Genomic DNA, 16,562 nt, shown 5'->3' on the forward strand with positions numbered 1-16,562 from the left:
ACCCGGCTTCCACAGCAATGATTTTGTCCTGCTCTATAACGATGGTGTGGTCGGTCAGAATTTTATTATCTTCGGCAGTAATAATTTTGCCTGCGTGGATAAGCGTAGCAGCATTGACGCTGCCGCAGATGGCGGTACTGCAAAGAAAAATAGTGCTCAACATTCGTGCAATTGGCTTTTTGTTCATCTTGTTATGGCCTTTTGTTATTAAATACGTATCAAGAAATAACACAGTCGTCTGATTCAGCAACTGGCTTCAGATAAAGTGTCGTATTTCACCGACCAGCGTCACTGGAGCTTATCGCGAAAGTGTAGGGGAAACCGCCGCTTTTTATCTGGTAATGTAACTGGCCATTACAGTACACAGCACTGACGTGTTCCGCCAGCTGATAATAGACATTGCGGTGCAGCTTTGCTGTCAGGCCGCGCCATAATTGCAGATAGGGTAAAAACTGTTGCTGCGGATCGCGCTGCAGTTGTAACGGATATTGCGGGCTGACAACTATCTTTTGCTCGGTGTTAAGCGTCAGGCAAAGTGCGCCGCCGTTATCCGTTTCCAGCCAGTTATGTTGTGTCACAATAAGCGGCGCATCGGTTACTTCGATACGGACTTTTTCTACCGGCGTCTGCAGGTAATAGCCGTCGTCCTGGCGTAATAACACTGACGCAAACAACTTTATTAACGCCAGTCGCTGAATTTTGCTGTGCTGATATAGCCAGTCGCCGTTGCTGTCAATTCGCAATGGTATATCACCGCAAAAAGGTGGGTCCCAGGTTTCGACCGGTGGCAGGCTGGATTGTTGTAACTGCTGCTGTAACGCGGCAAGACTCAGCATAATGTTCTCTGTGACACTATCGGAAGTACTTAGCTTAGCAAAGAAGAGAAAAGTGGGGTGACTGATGGGGCTCGAACCCACGACAACCGGAATCACAATCCGGGGCTCTACCAACTGAGCTACAGTCACCGCCGAGGAGCAGTATTTTACCTAAGTTTGATGTTGGCACCAAGTCTTTTCCGCTCTCAGGTTAGGTTAACAACTTGTAGGTTTTTCCTGACTAGGCCAATGCTGCTGTGTTATTATCTGCGCTGCTTGCTAACCCTGATAATTCACAGGAGCGTGTTATGGAGAAAATCACTCAGTTATTCGAAGAGAATCATGAGTTGCTGTTAGCCTATTTGCTGCAGCTTGTCGCCGCGATAGTTATTTTCTATGTCGGCCGTATGGTGGCTAAAGCGTTACGTCGTTTTCTGGAGAAGTCGTTATTAAAACGCTCAGTAGATAAGGCTGTCGTTTCCTTTGTCTGTGGCATTGTCTACGCCGTTATTATGATTGCGACAGTTTTGATGGCGCTGTCTCAGGTTGGGGTCCAGACCACATCCTTTATTGCCATTTTAGGTGCCGCTGGCTTAGCGATTGGTTTGGCGCTACAGGGATCGCTGGCCAATTTCGCGTCTGGCATTCTGATTATTCTATTTCGGCCATTTAAATCAGGCGATTTTATCGACGCCGGCGGTATCACCGGCACGGTAGATAAAATTGAGATTTTTCAAACCATTATGAAAACACCGGATAATAAACTGGTGATAGTGCCCAATGCGCAAATCACCGGCAGTGCCATTACCAACTATTCGGCAGAAGCTACGCGCCGCGTCGATTTAACGATCGGGATAAGCTATGACTCTGATCTGCGTAAAGCCAAGCAAATACTGGAAGATATCATAAAGAATGATGATCGCGTGCTGGCAGAACCGGCTGCTGCAATCAAGGTAGGAGCGCTTGCAGACTCTTCGGTCAATATATTGGTGCGGCCCTGGGTGAAATCTGCTGATTACTGGGGCGTGTACTGGGATACGCTGGAAAAAGTGAAGCTGACATTTGACGAGCAGGGTATTGGTATTCCGTTCCCGCAAATGGATGTACATATTAAGAAAGACAAGCAGGAGTAAGTATGAAGGTTTATTCAGTTTTAGCATTGGCCGTGGTTGCCAGCATGCAGGCACAGGCTAACGATACTGCTGCTACTGAGAAAGTGTGGACCACGTCGGCAGAGCTGGGCGCTATAACCACCTCGGGTAACACAGTCGGTACTTCGATAACCGGTAAGATCGATGCCAAGCAAGAACTGCAGCAATGGAGTAATCAGTATATTTTCAGTGCTTTTTTTAAAGAGGATGAAAAAACTGATGATAACGGTGACAAGTACACCGAGAAGTCGGCAGAGAAGTATCTGATCTCGGCGAAAACTGCATACAAGCTGGATAACGAGTTTGATAAGTTATTTGCTTTTGGCTCCTACACCGATGATGAGTTTGGTGCTTATACTGAGTACACCACCGTTGCTTTAGGTTATGGTACTCGGGTTTATAACGCCGAGGATAAGCATCTGGATGTGGAAATCGGTCCTGGTTATTTTACCGGCAAGCGTTCAACAGGTGAGACAGAGAAAGGCCTGATTGTGCGTGGTGCCGCTGCTTTTAACTGGACAATCAGCGAGTCAGCCAGCTTTGCTCAGACGCTCAGCGTAGAATACGGGGATGATAACACCCGTACTATCAGCGAAACATCGTTGTTGGCAAAAATTAATGGTTCGCTACAAATGAAAGCTGCCTTCCTGGTACAAAATGACTCTTCTGTTCCGGAAGGAAAAAAGAGTACAGATACGCAAACGTCACTGACGCTGGTATATTCATTCTAATGATTTACAGGCCTGCATCATGCAGGCCTTTTATTAAATACCTTTCAATTTAGCTATTTAGCTTGGCCTGCGACAAAAGTAGGCTATGCTGTCATTACCACTTCATTAATAATATTTCTACATTAATCTAATGACACCGGTATGGAAGCCCCGTTTGCAATTCCTGTTACAGCACCCCTGGTTCGGTGCCTCGGTGTATTTTTTGTTTGGTCTGCTCTGGATTACCTGCAGTGACAAACTACTGGTCTGGCTCGTTACCGACAGTACTCTGCTGACGCAGTATCAAAGTTATAAAGGCTATTTATATGTCAGCCTGACCGCAGTGCTGGCCTGGTTTTTGTTGAGGCAGAAACAGCATATCAGCCGCTCTCTTAACCAGTCTGAACAAGCCTTTATTGATACATTTTCGCACGCTGCCGCCGGTATTGCGCATGTGTCGATAGATGGATATTTTTTGCGGGTGAATCAGGTACTGTGCCGGATGCTCGGTTATACCGAGGCAGAGCTCACCAGTATGAATTTTCAACAACTTACCTTCCCGGCCGATCTGGATACTGATATCGCCATGGTCAGGCAGCTGCAAAATGGCCAGATAAACCATTATGAACTGGAGAAACGGTACATATGTAAGGATGGCAAAGTTCTGTGGGCTCATCTGTCTGTCGCCATGATCTGCTCGCCGGCGTTTAGTTACTTTATTTCAGTGATACATGACATTAATGAGCAGAAGCGGGTTCAGCAGCAATTGGCGCAAAGTGAGCTGCGTTTTCGTACCCTGCTGGACAACACGCCGCAAATTGCTGTCCAGGGTTACTATGCCGACGGTTCGACGTTCTACTGGAATAAAGCCAGCGAACTGATTTACGGCTATAGCAGGGAAGAAGCGCTGGGCAAGAACCTGCTGGAACTTATTATTCCGGCTCCGATGAAGCCGCTGGTCGCTGAGGCGATGGCGCAGATGGCGCAGACCGGTATTTCAATCCCATCTGAAGAGCTGGTACTACAGCGCAAAGACGGTTCAATGGTGTCAGTGTTTTCGGGGCATGCAGTGGTCAAGCTGCCGGAGATGGAGCCACAGATTTTCTGTATTGACGTAGATTTGACCGAACACAAGAAACAGGCTGCCGCCCTGGCTTTTCTGTCTGATTTTGATGCCGTAACGCAATTACCTAACCGGCAACATTTTACCCGCTGCGTGGATAAAGCCATTGTTCAGGCGGCACTGCAGCAACAGCAATGTGCGGTACTGCTGATGGATCTGGACAACTTTAAAGATATCAATGACAGCTTTGGCCACAGCGCAGGCGATCAGCTGTTAATGCAGGTAAGCTGGCGGTTGCAACAAGGCTGCGAAGCGCAGCATGTGCTGGCCCGCCTGGGGGGCGACGAGTTTGGAGTATTGCTGCCTGCTGTGCAATCTGAGGCAGAAGCAAAAGCGTTTGCCGCGCAACTAATGAAACAATTGCAGCAACCCTGTGTGTTGAACAACGGCGATGAAGTGATCACGGCAATCTCTGTCGGGATCAGTGTATACCCACGCCATGCTGCCAGTAGTGAAGATCTGTTGCGGGCTGCCGATGCCGCTATGTACAAAGCCAAAGGTGAAGGGCGCAACCATATCGCACTCTATACCGATGAGCTGACAGCTCAGGCTAAACAACGCGTGTTGCTGGAGTCACGTCTGCGTCATGCGCTGAAACATAATATGTTGCAGTGCTATTATCAGCCGCAAATTGCGATTAGCAGTGGCAAGATTGTCGGTGCTGAAGTGTTGCTGCGCTGGCACGATGCTGAGCTTGGTACTATTCCGCCTTCGTTGTTTATTCCACTGGCGGAGGGATGTGGCCTGATCCATAGCCTGGGCGCCTGGGTGTTGCAGCAAAGTTTAAAGCAGCTCAGCCACTGGCTGGAGCAAGGTGTGCCACCTTTTAGTCTGGCGGTGAATGTTTCAGCACAGCAATTCAGTAAAGACCTGTTGCTGAACGAATTAAAACAAGCCTTAGCCGACACTGCAGTACCACCGGAGCTGCTGGAGCTTGAGGTCACCGAAAGTGTGCTGATGACGGACGAAACCCGGGTTATCGCCACCATGCATCAGATTAAAGCTTTGGGGGTCAGGCTGGCAATTGATGATTTTGGCACTGGTTATTCGTCTTTATCTTATCTGACACGCTTGCCATTGGATGTACTGAAAATAGACAGGCGGTTTATTGAGCATATTCCTCAGGCAAAAGATGACAAGCAAATCGCCACCGCCATTATTGCGCTGGCACATACGATGAATTTTAAAGTGCTGGCCGAAGGTGTGGAAACCGCAGACCAGCTGGCATTTTTGCGCCAGCAGGGCTGCGACTATTATCAGGGGTACTATTTTAGTAAAGCTTTACCGGCCAGTGAGTTTACCGCGCTGTTACAGCAGTAATTAACCGCCGATCCTGATCTGGCTGTAACCCAACCCTTGCTGCTTCTCTACTTTGATCTGCACACTAATACGCTGCTTTAACGCTTCAACATGGCTGATAATACCGATCATTTTACCGCTGGCATTGAGACCATCCAGTGCACTGAGGGCACTGTCCAGCGTGTCTGCATCCAGTGTACCGAAGCCTTCGTCCAGAAACAGAGAATCAATACGGGTTTTATTACTGACCAGATCGGACAACGCCAGAGCCAGTGCCAGGCTCACCAGAAAGCTTTCGCCACCGGACAGTGTTTTGGTATCACGCATGCTGTCGGCCTGCCAGGTGTCCAGTACAACCAGCTCCAGTTCTGCCGTAGCATGGCGTGACAGCTGGTAGCGGTTATGCAGTGTCTCAAGTTGGCGGTTAGCCAGCACAACCAGTTGCTGCAATGTCATGCTTTGTGCGAAACGACGGTATTTGGCGCCGTCAGCAGAACCAATCAGGCTGTTTAAACGCTGCCAGTGTTCATACTGTTGTTGTTTCTGTGCAATATCTTCTAATAACTGCAACTGATTGTTACGCCGTTGTTCGTCACTGCTGATTTGCTGCTGCAGCTGACCTTGTCTGGCACTTAACTGTTGCAGTTGTTGCTCATGCTGCTGCACTTTCGCCGTGATCCCGGCCAGCGGATCGGTGGTCAGTTGTTGTTGTTCCAGTTGCAGATAACGCTGCTGCCATTCGCTGTGCAGACGTTTTGCCGCAATGTCCGCCTGCTGCAACTGCTGCTGCAATTGCTGTAAGGCCTGTACTTCTGATTGTTCCAGCACAGCGGCTTTGAACGCGGTTTCGTCGCTGAAACTGCTTGCTGCCAGGGCTTGCTGCCACTGCTGATCATATTGCTCTACCTTAGCATCCAGTGCTTGCTGTCGGCGTAGCAACGCCTGCTGTTGCCCCTGCACCTGTTGGAGTTGTAGCTGCGATTGCTGCAACGCCTGGTTCAACTCGGCAAAGTCAGCCGCCTCTGACGCCTGTTGCGGCGGGTCTTGCTGGGTTTCTTGCCATTGCTGCAGCCAGCTCTGATGCTGTATCGTCAGATCATTATATTGTTCTGCTGAGCGTTGTATTTGTTGTTGCTGCAGCTGTTGCTGATGTTGGTTTTGTTCCAGTTGCCGCTCTGCCGCTTGCAATTGTTCTTTTTGCTGCTGCAGCTGCTGTTGCTGATGTTCTGCTTGCTGCAAAGCTTTAGCGGTGTGCTCCAGCGTTGCCGTTGTGTCAGCCAAAGCGGCATCTACATCGTCGGGCCGCTCACCTTTCAGCCGGTTTTTCATATCCGCTTCAAGCTCAGCAAGCTCTTGTTGCTGTCTGCTGAGCTGCTGCTGCAACTGCTTCTGCTCTGCCTGCAGGGTAGTTTGGAGCTGATTAAGCGTTTCGCCCTGTTTTTGCACGGCAGTCAGTTGTTGTTCTTTCTGCTCCAGCTGTAGCTCGGTGTCGGAGCTGCTTAATTGCTGATAACGCTCTACAGCCGGATGTTCAGTTGCACCACACAGCGGGCAGGGTTGGTCGGGCTGCAAGCGTGAGCGGTGTTCAGATAATTGCATAATCAACTGCTGTTGCTGTAACAGCTGCTTTTTGTCAGTAATCTGTTCCTGCAGCGTTTTATATTGCTGACGCAGTGCCTGCAGTTGTTCTGCCAGTGGCTGCAGCTGCTGTCTGTTTTGCTGCAATTGCGACTCTGTTGCTGCATACTGCTGTAGCCATTTCTGCCGTTGCAGTTGCTGCTGTTGCACATATTGCAATAGGTGCTGCCTGGCCTGATGTTGTTGCAGTTGCTGGCGCAATTGCAGGATGTTTGCATCTTGCAGCGCTGCGCTAAGCTGCTTTAGCTGTACTTGCAGTGCCTGCTGGCGTGTGCTGATAACGGGCAGCTGCTGTATTAGTTGCTGCAGTTGTTGTTGCTGCTGTTGCTGCAGCATCTGCAGCTGTTGTTTTTTCTGTGCAAGCTGCTGTACACCATGCCACAGGATGCTGGCTTGCTGCCGCTCTGTTTGGTGTTGCTGCTGTTGCAATGTCTGCCGCTCCTGCTGACATTGCTTTTGCTCACTGAGCGCACTCTGGCAAGCCGTATATAAAGGTAACAATTGACTGGCCGGTTGCCAGGCTGTTAGGCGTGCCAGTTGCGGGGCGTGTATTTCGATAGCGCTTTGCGCTGTTCTGACTTCAAGTTCAGTCTGCTGGAGTTCCTGTTGTGCCTTGTCCAGCTGCTCACGCCAGCGCTGCAGCTTTCGCTGCTCTGACAACGACTGTTGGGCGGTATCAAATGCCGATTGAACGTCAGTCAGTTCTGTTTGCAGCTGCAGCTTCTGATCTGCGCTCAGTAACTCTACTGCGCCAGCACGGGCCTGCAGCAAATCCAGCTGACTTTTCTGTTCACGGCAGTCGTTAAACACCTGCTCAGAAATACGGCCGTAAATATCCGTGCCGGTTAGCTCTTCCAGTAACTCGGCGCGTTCGTTAGCGTCAGCATTTAAGAAGGCGGCAAAACCACCCTGGGCTAGCAGCATTGATTTGGTAAAACGGCCAAAGTCCAGCCCGGTTATTTCAGTAATCAGCCGCAGTTTGTCACTGGTTTTTTCTGCCAGAATAGCCCCATCAAGCCTGGCCAGTTCGGTTTTTGCGGCCTGCAGGTTACCGTCGGGCGCACCTCTGGCTCGGCGTTGGCTCCAGAATGCGCGGTATCCGGTGCCGGCAACTTCAAATTCAACTTCCGCCAGACACTCGCTGCAGTTGCGCGTCATCAGCTCATTGCTGGTCGGCGATGTTTTCAGGCGTGGAGTCTGGTGATAGAGAGCCAGACAGATAGCATCCAATATTGTGGTTTTGCCAGCGCCGGTTGCGCCGGTAATGGCAAAAATATTGGTTTGGCTAAAAGGCGGCTGGCGAAAATCAATCAACCATTCGCCACGCAGTGAATTCAGGTTTTGCAGCCGCACTGACAGGATCTTCACTTGGCCTCCAGTACGGTAGCTAATACCTGTCCGTGCAGTTTGCTCAGTTGCTGTTGCTGCTCTGCGGTCAGTTCCTCGCCGGCAAGCCGTGCTTGCCATACCTGCTCCGGCGTTAATTCAGACAATTGGGTGTCATGATCGCTGGCGAACGGGTTAGTTACGGCAGTGCGCTGGCGGCGCAAGCGTAGCAGGGCAACAGGCAGGTCTTGCAGCTCGGTTTCTACTCTTTGTTGCAGATCTGTCAGATAAGCGTCGGTTTCAGTAATAACCAGCTCCAGCCATAGGGTTTCGGTTGTCGCTATGGCTGCAACAGCTTGCTGCACCTTTTGCTTCAGTGCCGCTAAATCGGTTTTTATACTCAAAAGCGGCTGAAAGCATGGAACCGGTAGCGTAGACACTGTTTTAGCGCCGTCTTTGAATTCTATCAGCCACAGCTGCTTTTGCTGCGTTGCTTCGTCAAAACTCAGCGCTATCGGCGAGCCGCTGTAGCGGATATCGGTGTCGGCTTTTATCTGCTGGCTTTGATGAATGTGGCCAAGCGCAATGTAATCTGCCGGCGGAAAGGCATTTGCTGCAAAAGCTTCAAGTGTGCCGATATAAATATCCCGTACAGATTCAGACCGGCTAACACCGACTGTCGTCAGGTGGCCGGTCATTACAACCGGCAGGTTCAGTTTATGCTCAGTATTATATTGCTGAGCCAGCTGATACAACTGCTGATAATGCTGCGCTATCGCCTGTTGTAAGCTTTGCTGCTTGTCGCTGGCACTTTGTCCGGCCTGGCTTTGCATCAGGTCGCGGGCCCGCACAAAGGGTATGGCGCACAACAAGGCTGCAGGCTGTTGCCGGTGATGCAGCACCAGCAGTTGCTCGTGAAGGCTATCGCTGATGTTTGCTACGACCCGGGTATTTAAGTGCTGCAGTAACGCTTTGCTTTCGTTTAATACTGCCGGTGCATCGTGATTCCCAGCCAGTATAACCAGCTGGCACTGGCAGCTTTGCAGTTCAACGATAAATTGGTTATAGAGTTCACGGGCATAACTGGGCGGTGTGGCAGTATCAAAAATATCGCCGGCTACAATAATGGCGTCAATGTTAAGAGCTTTAACCTGGGAAACCAGCCAGAGTAAAAAGGCCTGATGTTCAGCTGCGCGGCTGCGGCCAATAAAATGCTGGCCAAGATGCCAGTCTGAAGTGTGCAAAATGCGCATAACAGCATGCTACTAATATCGTCAGTGGCGCCAGCATACCGGAATGGGCAGCTAACAGCAAAACGCCGGCCCGGGCACAGGCCCAGACCGGCGTTTAGGATAGCGGCACAAGTTATTGTGCTACTTGCAGTTTGTCGACGACTTTGGTGACGTCATCAGTATTTTTGGCAATAGCAACGGCCAAATCTTTTTCAGCGTCAGAATCAACTTCGCCCTGCAGCGTTACAACACCGTTTTCGGCGTCTACATCAATTGAAGTGCCGCTGACTTCTGACTCAAACAACAGACGGGTTTTAACCACAGTGGCAATTTTTGCATCTTTCAGCGCACTGTTGTCGTCGTCGCTACGGTTAGCGTTTTTATCGGCCATTACCGTCAGTTGGTTATCAACACGGCTGACACCGTCCAGGTTTTCCAACAGCTCTTCAGCCAGAGCCTTATCTACGTCACTTTCTACTTTACCGGTCAGGGTAATAACACCGTTTTTAACGTCGGTATTAATATCAAATGAATTTAAGTTGCCGTTTAACAACAGAGTTGTCTCGGCTTTACCATCAATCCACGCATCTTTGGCACCTTCTTTCCAATCGTTGGCGGCTACCGCTGTTGTAGTAGACAGTGCCAAGGTCATCATCATTGCTAAAGTTGTACGTTTCATGTCTTCGCTCCTTTGTATTGAGACGATGAGACAAATGCCATTTCAATGCCAACTTTTAAGTGATTGTTTTTAAATTGTTTAATCTGTTGACTTATCGTTTTGGTAAAACTTTTGTTGTAGTTTTTGCCCGTTTGTCGGTAAAACTTTCAGCAGAGGTAACAGCTGGTCATTGGCCATTTGCAGCGCAGCCGATAAATGCGCCAGTGTCACCCTGGCGGAACTCGTGTCGACATTTTTGGTGAGGTGTTTCAGGGCATTCAGTTGTTGCTGTAGCAGGTCGGCTAATTCAGTCAGCATCGATGGCTGAGGTCCTTTACTGTGCAAGCTGGCTTGCTGGTGCAGATACCAGAACTGAACGGCAGCAAGTTCGCTATTAGCAATCTGCGGCAACGGGTTTGACGTTGTTGCTGGCAACTGTCTGGCGGCATTGGCATGCAGTATCGATAGTTCAAGAAACTTATAACGCAGGTTACTGTCATCTAACTGGTTAGCCGCTTGCTGAAAGAACTGTTGCGCCGACACACACAACATATGAACGCCATGCAGCATTCTTAATTCAGTGTTATTATTTTGTGAAGCCGGTTCTGCATAGCCCATAGTGACACCTCTTTTTCTATGCCGGTACCGGTTCATATTCAATTCATGTACCAAAGTGCAATTTTATGATTTGCATGATTATTTTTGGCAGTAAGGTGCGACAGACCGACGGGACAGGTAAGTTTTACCAATGGGCATTGTTATAATTACAGTGCTGACATAGGGTTAGAGCTCATAACTGAGTACTTAAATATGACACAGCCACGCTTATTCTTACATGTGCAGGATCCTGAACTGAGCGCCCAGCTAATGCAGTCCGAAATCGTCAGGCGTTTTGTGGTTGTCAGAAGCAGTAACACCGCCCCCTGGTCAGAACAGCTGCTGCAACAACCCTGCGACCTGGCTTTTATCCAGGTTGATCATGAAAGCGAAGCCGACTATCAGCCGCTAATTAGCAGTCATTTACTGGCGGAAATGGATTTTATTTTTGTCAGCGACGGTAGTGCAGAGCCGATGCTGGATGAGCTGATGCGCTCTGGCGCAGGTTACCATTTTCGCCAACCACTTGATATGTCGTGCATTTTTGAGACGCTGCAAGATTTCTATCAACAGCTGAGCGATATACGTCAGCCCGCCGACACCAAAGCCAGTATGCTCGACCAGTTCGGCCTGCTGGTGGGGTCGTCCAGAGTGATGTTAAAGCTATACCGCACTTTGCGTAAGGTCGCCATTACCGATGCCAATGTGCTAGTGATCGGAGAAAGTGGTTCCGGTAAGGAGTTGGTTGCAAATACGCTGCATCTGGCCAGCTACCGGGCAGATCAGCGCTTTGTTGCGATTAACTGTGGCGCTCTGAGCCCCGAGCTGGTAGACAGTGAACTGTTTGGCCATCGTAAAGGCGCCTTTACCGGGGCATTACGAGACCACCAGGGCGTATTCACCCAAGCCCAGGGCGGTACCTTATTTCTGGATGAAATCACCGAGATGCCGTTTGAGCAGCAAGTGAAACTGCTGCGGGTGCTTGAAAGCGGAGAGTTCCGGCCGGTAGGTACTGATAAGACACACCAGGCCGACGTCAGAGTCATCGCAGCGACTAACCGCGACCCGCAGCAGGCAATTGCAGAGGGCTTGTTACGCGAAGATTTGTATTTCCGTCTGGCCCAGTTTCCGGTGCAGGTGCCCCCGCTTCGTGACAGAGGCAGCGACATCAGCGGCCTGGCGCAGCATTTTCTGGCTTATCGCAATGCGCAGGAGCAACAAGAGAAGTTACTTACGGAAGAGACTATGCAGCTTATTGCCAGCCACAATTGGCCAGGTAATGTCAGAGAGCTTAAGCATGCTATTGAGCGGGCTTACATATTGTCTGACACGCATATTCTGCCAGAGCACTTATTGCTGAATACTGACGATGATACCGAGGCAGATGCACAATGTCTGGCTGAAGTGCCTTGTGGTGTGGCATTGGATGATCTTGAAAAAGCGGCCATTTTGAATACTCTGGAGCAAAACGCCGGTAATAAAACCGATACTGCCCAGCAGCTGGGGATCAGTGTGAAGACCCTGTACAATAAGCTGGAAAAGTATCAACAGTCTGACCAGTGACTTGCTCAGCTGGCTGGAGTGTTTTCTGTCTCTTCATCAGCCAGCATAACGCGTAACGACGCAGGATTGATAACGATCTCCAGCGTTTTATCCTGAAACAGTTCACCGTCAATCACATAGTGCAGAGGTTGGCCATCCTGGCGCCGTACTGCAATTCTGCTGGCCTGACAGCTCTGGCTGGCAACACTGGGGTTAATATTGGTCAACCCGGCCAGCGCCAGCTCTGCCAGACCAAAGAATTGGCTATCCTCGTTATTAGCCACCAGCCAGGTGATATCCAGCTTACCGTCGGTTAAATCAGGCGCGCCACTGCCCTGAGCGAGAAGTGTTGTCAGCGGGGCGGCATTGGCAACAACCAGGCTAGCGGTATCGAGTGGCTGCTCAGGTTGCTCATCAAATTGTACCCACAGTGACTGAATCCGATTGCTCTGCACTGCCTGCCATAGCCCATTCAGGTAAGCCAGCTGACCGAGCTGATTTTTTTTGTCCCGATCTGCCGCCGCAACCATCTGCTGTTCAAAACCTACGCCGGCAAGCAGCAGCATTAATCTACCGTTGCAGCTTGCTGTATCTATCGCGCGGCTTTGACCATCGAGAATATTCAGGCAGGCTGAGCGCACTGGCATCAGTTTAGCACTGATACCCCAAAGTGCGTGACTTAAGGCATTCGTCGTACCCAGTGGAATAATGCCGAGGCAGGTATCGCTACCAACCAGAGCCGAGGCCACTTCGGTAACAGTGCCATCGCCGCCGCAGGCTATAACCAGTTTGCAACCGGCTTGTCTGGCTTGCTTCGCCAATTGGCGGGCGGAGCAGTCTTCGTTGCTCAGTTTGATGTCGAGTGCCATAAAAGGAGATAACAGACTGACAATTTCTGCCTCGGCGTCGTGCCATTTACCACCGCCGGATACCGGATTTGCGATCAACCAGACTGGGCTGGGATCGGGGTTGTCAAAGCTGGCCACAAATTGATGTAAAGCAGCAAGCTGGCGCCGGTTTAGCCGGGCGGTATGGCGCACCTGTTTAATCAGCGCCAGTGCTTGCTCAGCCTTTTTGCTGCTGTGACGGCTTAATAAGAATGCCGCCAACACCAACACGGAGCGGCCCCGGCCCAGAGCACAGTGCACCAGAATTGTCCGGCCGGCAGCACGTTGTTGTTGCAGCCATAGCACGCTTTGCTTGAGCTGTGCTGTTGTCGGGCAGGCATGATCCAGCACCGGAATGTTCAGGTATTGCATGCCATCCATCTGGCTAAGGCCGTCAAGTGCGGCAAATTCAGCGGTCACATCCAATACAGCCGTAATGCGGTTTTTTTGCAATTCGGGTAAGTCTGCAGTAGTCAGGCGTGCACCCAGAAATAATCCTTTCGCTACCCGTTGCATGGCTGGCACTGTATCCCGGCGCCGGGTAATCAGATTGTAGGCGCCGGCGCCTAATAAAAAGGGAATAAACAGCCAGTAGCTGTACCAGGGGATGCTGCCATCACTGCGTTTACGGAACACGCTGGCAGTGTTCAGCCAATACGCAGAACTGACCACAAATAACGAAAGTGCCACCCAGGCCAGCAATAGTTTTAACAGCCAATAGGGGGCTAGCAAGCTGGCAACAGTAAACAGAAGTGCAAGTGAGATATACAGTGCGGCTATGGTCATAATGCAGAGTACCTGTTCAGAAAGTACCGCCTGGCTGAAGGCTGAAAGAGAAAAGCGGCAACAGTTAGCACTGTCGCCGCTTATAAATTAGCAGTCTTTATCTTCGGCATCTGCTTTTTCTTTTACATCTTCACAGACATCTTCGACTTTATTACCCGCGTCAGTGACGACTTCATCTATTGTTTCACCGACTTCCTCTGCATTGTTGTCTTCACAAGCCACAACAGACAATGCAAGCATGGCAACCAGTGCGAAACGACTCATCAGATTAGCTAATGTCATAGTTTTTATCCTTCTGTAAGTTACTTAAATTAAAGTCTTGGCGATTTTCCCCGCAACGCATTAACCAGCAGTGAAATCACCAGTAACACGATGAAGATAAAGAAAATCACTTTAGCAATACCGGCTGCCGCGCCAGCGATACCACCAAAACCCAGCACTGCGGCAATCAGTGCAATGACTAAAAATGTTAATGCCCAACCCAACATACTTTGCTCCTTAGTGCGTGATGCACAGATCGTAAGAAAACGATGTATAAGCTGTAGCTAAAGTCATGCCAGATTGAACAGGTTTTGCAACTATCTGTATTTAAAAGATATTAGTTGTTTGTATCAGCGCTGGTTACTCGCGGGGGCTAACATAGGGCGCGAAAAAGTTACCGGCAAGCCGGTAACGTTTTCATGGCAGAACAGGTGATTGGGCTTACAGCTGTTGCAACAGCTGAGTTAAATCATCAGGGCTGAAATGGTAGGTTTTATTACAATATTCGCAGCTGATATCCAGTTTGCCCTCAGCTATATGCTCGTTGATGACATCCCGGCCCAAGCTAACAATGGCAGAGCTGCATTTCTCCCGTGAGCAGCCACACACAAAGCTTACCTGCTGTGGTGAAAACAATTCTACCTGCTCCTGGTGGAACAACCGGTACAGCAATTGCTCTGCAGGCAGGTCAAAAATCTCGGCCTGTGTCAGGGTGTCGCTCAGCATCACCAGATCATCAAAGTCGGCTTTGGCTTTTTGCTGTTCAACCGGCAGTACCTGCAGCATAAAGCCGGCGGCACGACAATGCTCTGGCTGCAAATCAGTGTATAGATAAAGCCGGGTTGGCAGTTGCTCTGATTGGGCAAAATAAGCTTCCAGCGTAGTCGTCAGGCTGTCACCGCTGAGGGGGATAATACCCTGATAACGTTCACCTTGCTTAGGTGTAATGGTAACCAGCAGGTAACCTTCACCGATAAGATCGCGGAAACTGCTGCCGGTTATTTCAGCCTGCATCCGAACGACAGCACGGAATTGCTGTTGGTCGGTGCCGTTTACCGCAGCAAAACGCACCGGGCCATCGCCCTGTACCTGCACAGCGATATCGCCTTCAAACTTCAGCGTTGCTGTTAGCAGGCTGGTTGCTGCAACCAGTTCTGCCAGCAGTTGTTTCACCGGCTGTGGGTAATTGTGATGCAGCAGCATTTGATCGAGGCTGGATGACAGTTGCACCATCTCGCCACGAACATTGCGTTGCTGAAATAAAAAGCGGAATAAATTATCTGAATTCATGCTGTTCTCTTACTGCTGCGATTTTAACAAAAGCAGCTTACGCCGCTCTTTTTTGTCAGGTTTGGTTTCCGGGTGCGGGGCAAATAAGCTGTTGGTTTTTCTAAGCTCGGCCCGCTTTAACCGCTGTTCAATGCTTTCGGCGGTTTCTTCATACAAAGCCTGCGCCAGTGGTGCTGATAAGCGTTTTTCCGACAACCCCAGTACCACAACGATTTTTTCGTCGGTGCCCTGGGCTAATTTCACGGTAGCGCCCGGCTCCACCGTTTTACTGGCTTTGCAGCGCTGGCCATTATAATGTACTTTACCGCCTTCGATCATCTCTTTCGCCAAAGCACGGGTTTTATAAAAGCGGCAAGCCCACAGCCATTTATCTAATCGTAATGTTGGGCTGTCATACTGTGCCGGCGTTTTTGCTGACGACATAAATTTATCACTGCTGTTGCCGAACTAAGACCGCCATTATAGTGCCAAAGCGGGGGAATTGGCGGCAGAAAGCAAAAAAACGTGGTTAATACCTTGTAAATATCGGCGCTGAGCTTGTTGGCTGTCGGACAACTGGGTAAGATAATTTTCTCTTTTACAGTAGAAGTGTGCAATGAAGCCGTTATTAGACACGCAACAGTTAATGAAGCAGCTACAAAAAGTGCCGCTAAAGCAGGTACAGCAAGGGCTGAACCTGGTTTTAGTTATCGTACTGGCGTGGTTGCTTGCCAGATTGACCTGGCAGTTGCTGCCCGCTGACACACCGGTATTTTCCCCCAGGCCAGATACTGCCGTAGCGGTAAAACAAAGTGGCGGTGTCAGTTTGGCGGCGTTAACCGGTTTTTCGTTATTTGGTAAAGCCTCAGTAGAGCCGGTAAAGACGGCGGCGCCGGTAGTGACAGAAGCACCTAAAACCCAGCTGAATGTGAAACTGACAGGCCTGGTGGCTGTTGGCTCTGAGCCGAACCAGGGCAGCGCTATTATCGAAAGCCGCGGCACAGAGGCGACCTACGCAGTCGACGACAAGATAGAGGGCACCAATGCGGTATTGAAGCAAGTGCTGTCTGACAGGGTATTGCTGCAGCAAGCCGGGCGCTATGAAACGCTGATGCTGGATGGCTTTGAATATACCAAAATTGCTCAGGCCAATGCCGGCCTTGGCCGTGCTGACGAGCCATCTAATGACGAGCCGGCTGTTGATATGGCGCCGGTAGCGGAGCCGATGGAAATGCAGCCGCTGCAGGTAAGTGATGAACTGGAACAGC

At 50.1% G+C, this 16,562-nt stretch carries 15 protein-coding genes, 1 tRNA gene and 1 pseudogene; 5 read left to right on the forward strand and 12 right to left on the reverse strand.

All coding sequences use genetic code 11. The annotated features are described in order from the left end of the window. The 3 genes and pseudogenes from VIN66_RS10350 to VIN66_RS10360 all read right to left on the reverse strand — a co-directional run. A pseudogene (locus tag VIN66_RS10350) lies at positions 1-187 on the reverse strand (amidohydrolase family protein); the annotation flags it as partial. A gap of 88 nt (positions 188-275) precedes the next feature. Continuing rightward, positions 276-836: a DUF1285 domain-containing protein gene (locus tag VIN66_RS10355; protein WP_331923918.1), complete on the reverse strand. Its 561-nt coding sequence runs from the start codon at positions 834-836 to the stop codon at positions 276-278. A gap of 53 nt (positions 837-889) precedes the next feature. Then, positions 890-965: transfer RNA gene (locus VIN66_RS10360), tRNA-His, on the reverse strand. A gap of 158 nt (positions 966-1,123) precedes the next feature. Between VIN66_RS10360 and VIN66_RS10365 the strand changes: the two genes are divergently transcribed. From VIN66_RS10365 to VIN66_RS10375, 3 genes are all read left to right on the forward strand, one after another. Next, positions 1,124-1,948 (forward strand): mechanosensitive ion channel family protein, encoded by an 825-nt coding sequence (locus VIN66_RS10365; protein WP_331923920.1) that lies wholly within the window; start codon positions 1,124-1,126, stop codon positions 1,946-1,948. 2 nt (positions 1,949-1,950) lie between these two features. Further along, on the forward strand, positions 1,951-2,697 hold the full coding sequence (locus tag VIN66_RS10370; protein WP_331923921.1) for a DUF481 domain-containing protein: 747 nt from the start codon (positions 1,951-1,953) through the stop codon (positions 2,695-2,697). Between the two features lie 154 nt (positions 2,698-2,851). Then, positions 2,852-5,119, forward strand: coding sequence for a sensor domain-containing protein (locus VIN66_RS10375; RefSeq protein WP_331923922.1), 2,268 nt, complete (start codon positions 2,852-2,854; stop codon positions 5,117-5,119). Here VIN66_RS10375 and VIN66_RS10380 read toward each other — a convergent pair whose 3' ends face one another. The 4 genes from VIN66_RS10380 to VIN66_RS10395 form a co-directional block, all read right to left on the reverse strand. After that, complete coding sequence (locus VIN66_RS10380; RefSeq protein ID WP_331923923.1) at positions 5,120-8,104, reverse strand: AAA family ATPase; 2,985 nt, start codon at positions 8,102-8,104, stop codon at positions 5,120-5,122. Beyond that, positions 8,101-9,315 (reverse strand): exonuclease subunit SbcD, encoded by a 1,215-nt coding sequence (gene sbcD / locus VIN66_RS10385; RefSeq protein ID WP_331923924.1) that lies wholly within the window; start codon positions 9,313-9,315, stop codon positions 8,101-8,103. The genes VIN66_RS10380 and sbcD overlap by 4 nt, the downstream gene beginning before the upstream one ends. A gap of 112 nt (positions 9,316-9,427) precedes the next feature. Further along, positions 9,428-9,973, reverse strand: a complete 546-nt coding sequence (locus VIN66_RS10390) for a BON domain-containing protein (protein WP_134058563.1) — start codon at positions 9,971-9,973, stop codon at positions 9,428-9,430. 78 nt (positions 9,974-10,051) lie between these two features. Continuing rightward, positions 10,052-10,570, reverse strand: coding sequence for a hypothetical protein (locus tag VIN66_RS10395; protein ID WP_331923925.1), 519 nt, complete (start codon positions 10,568-10,570; stop codon positions 10,052-10,054). 192 nt (positions 10,571-10,762) lie between these two features. On the opposite strand from VIN66_RS10395, the gene VIN66_RS10400 reads away from it, so the two are divergent. Beyond that, a complete protein-coding gene (locus VIN66_RS10400) occupies positions 10,763-12,112 on the forward strand; it encodes a sigma-54 dependent transcriptional regulator (RefSeq protein ID WP_331923926.1) in 1,350 nt (449 codons plus the stop codon). 5 nt (positions 12,113-12,117) lie between these two features. Here the strand turns inward: VIN66_RS10400 and VIN66_RS10405 are convergent, their stop codons facing one another. The 5 genes from VIN66_RS10405 to hslR all read right to left on the reverse strand — a co-directional run bounded on the left by VIN66_RS10405 (position 12,118) and on the right by hslR (position 15,738). Beyond that, positions 12,118-13,764, reverse strand: coding sequence for a diacylglycerol kinase family protein (locus VIN66_RS10405; RefSeq protein ID WP_331923927.1), 1,647 nt, complete (start codon positions 13,762-13,764; stop codon positions 12,118-12,120). Positions 13,765-13,851: 87 nt separating this feature from the next. Continuing rightward, entirely contained in the window at positions 13,852-14,046 is a 195-nt protein-coding gene (locus VIN66_RS10410) for a hypothetical protein (RefSeq protein WP_331923928.1), read from the reverse strand. 29 nt (positions 14,047-14,075) lie between these two features. Next, on the reverse strand, positions 14,076-14,252 hold the full coding sequence (locus VIN66_RS10415) for a DUF1328 domain-containing protein (protein WP_134058548.1): 177 nt from the start codon (positions 14,250-14,252) through the stop codon (positions 14,076-14,078). 214 nt (positions 14,253-14,466) lie between these two features. Then, on the reverse strand, positions 14,467-15,315 hold the full coding sequence (gene hslO / locus VIN66_RS10420; protein ID WP_331923929.1) for an Hsp33 family molecular chaperone HslO: 849 nt from the start codon (positions 15,313-15,315) through the stop codon (positions 14,467-14,469). A gap of 9 nt (positions 15,316-15,324) precedes the next feature. Further along, positions 15,325-15,738: a ribosome-associated heat shock protein Hsp15 gene (gene hslR, locus VIN66_RS10425; protein ID WP_331923930.1), complete on the reverse strand. Its 414-nt coding sequence runs from the start codon at positions 15,736-15,738 to the stop codon at positions 15,325-15,327. A 172-nt stretch (positions 15,739-15,910) separates the two neighbouring features. On the opposite strand from hslR, the gene VIN66_RS10430 reads away from it, so the two are divergent. Further along, on the forward strand, positions 15,911-16,562 hold a 652-nt coding region (locus VIN66_RS10430), incomplete at its 3' end, for a type II secretion system protein N (protein WP_331923931.1).

Source organism: Rheinheimera sp. (genome assembly GCF_036568245.1).
Classification (GTDB): Bacteria; Pseudomonadota; Gammaproteobacteria; order Enterobacterales; family Alteromonadaceae; genus Alishewanella.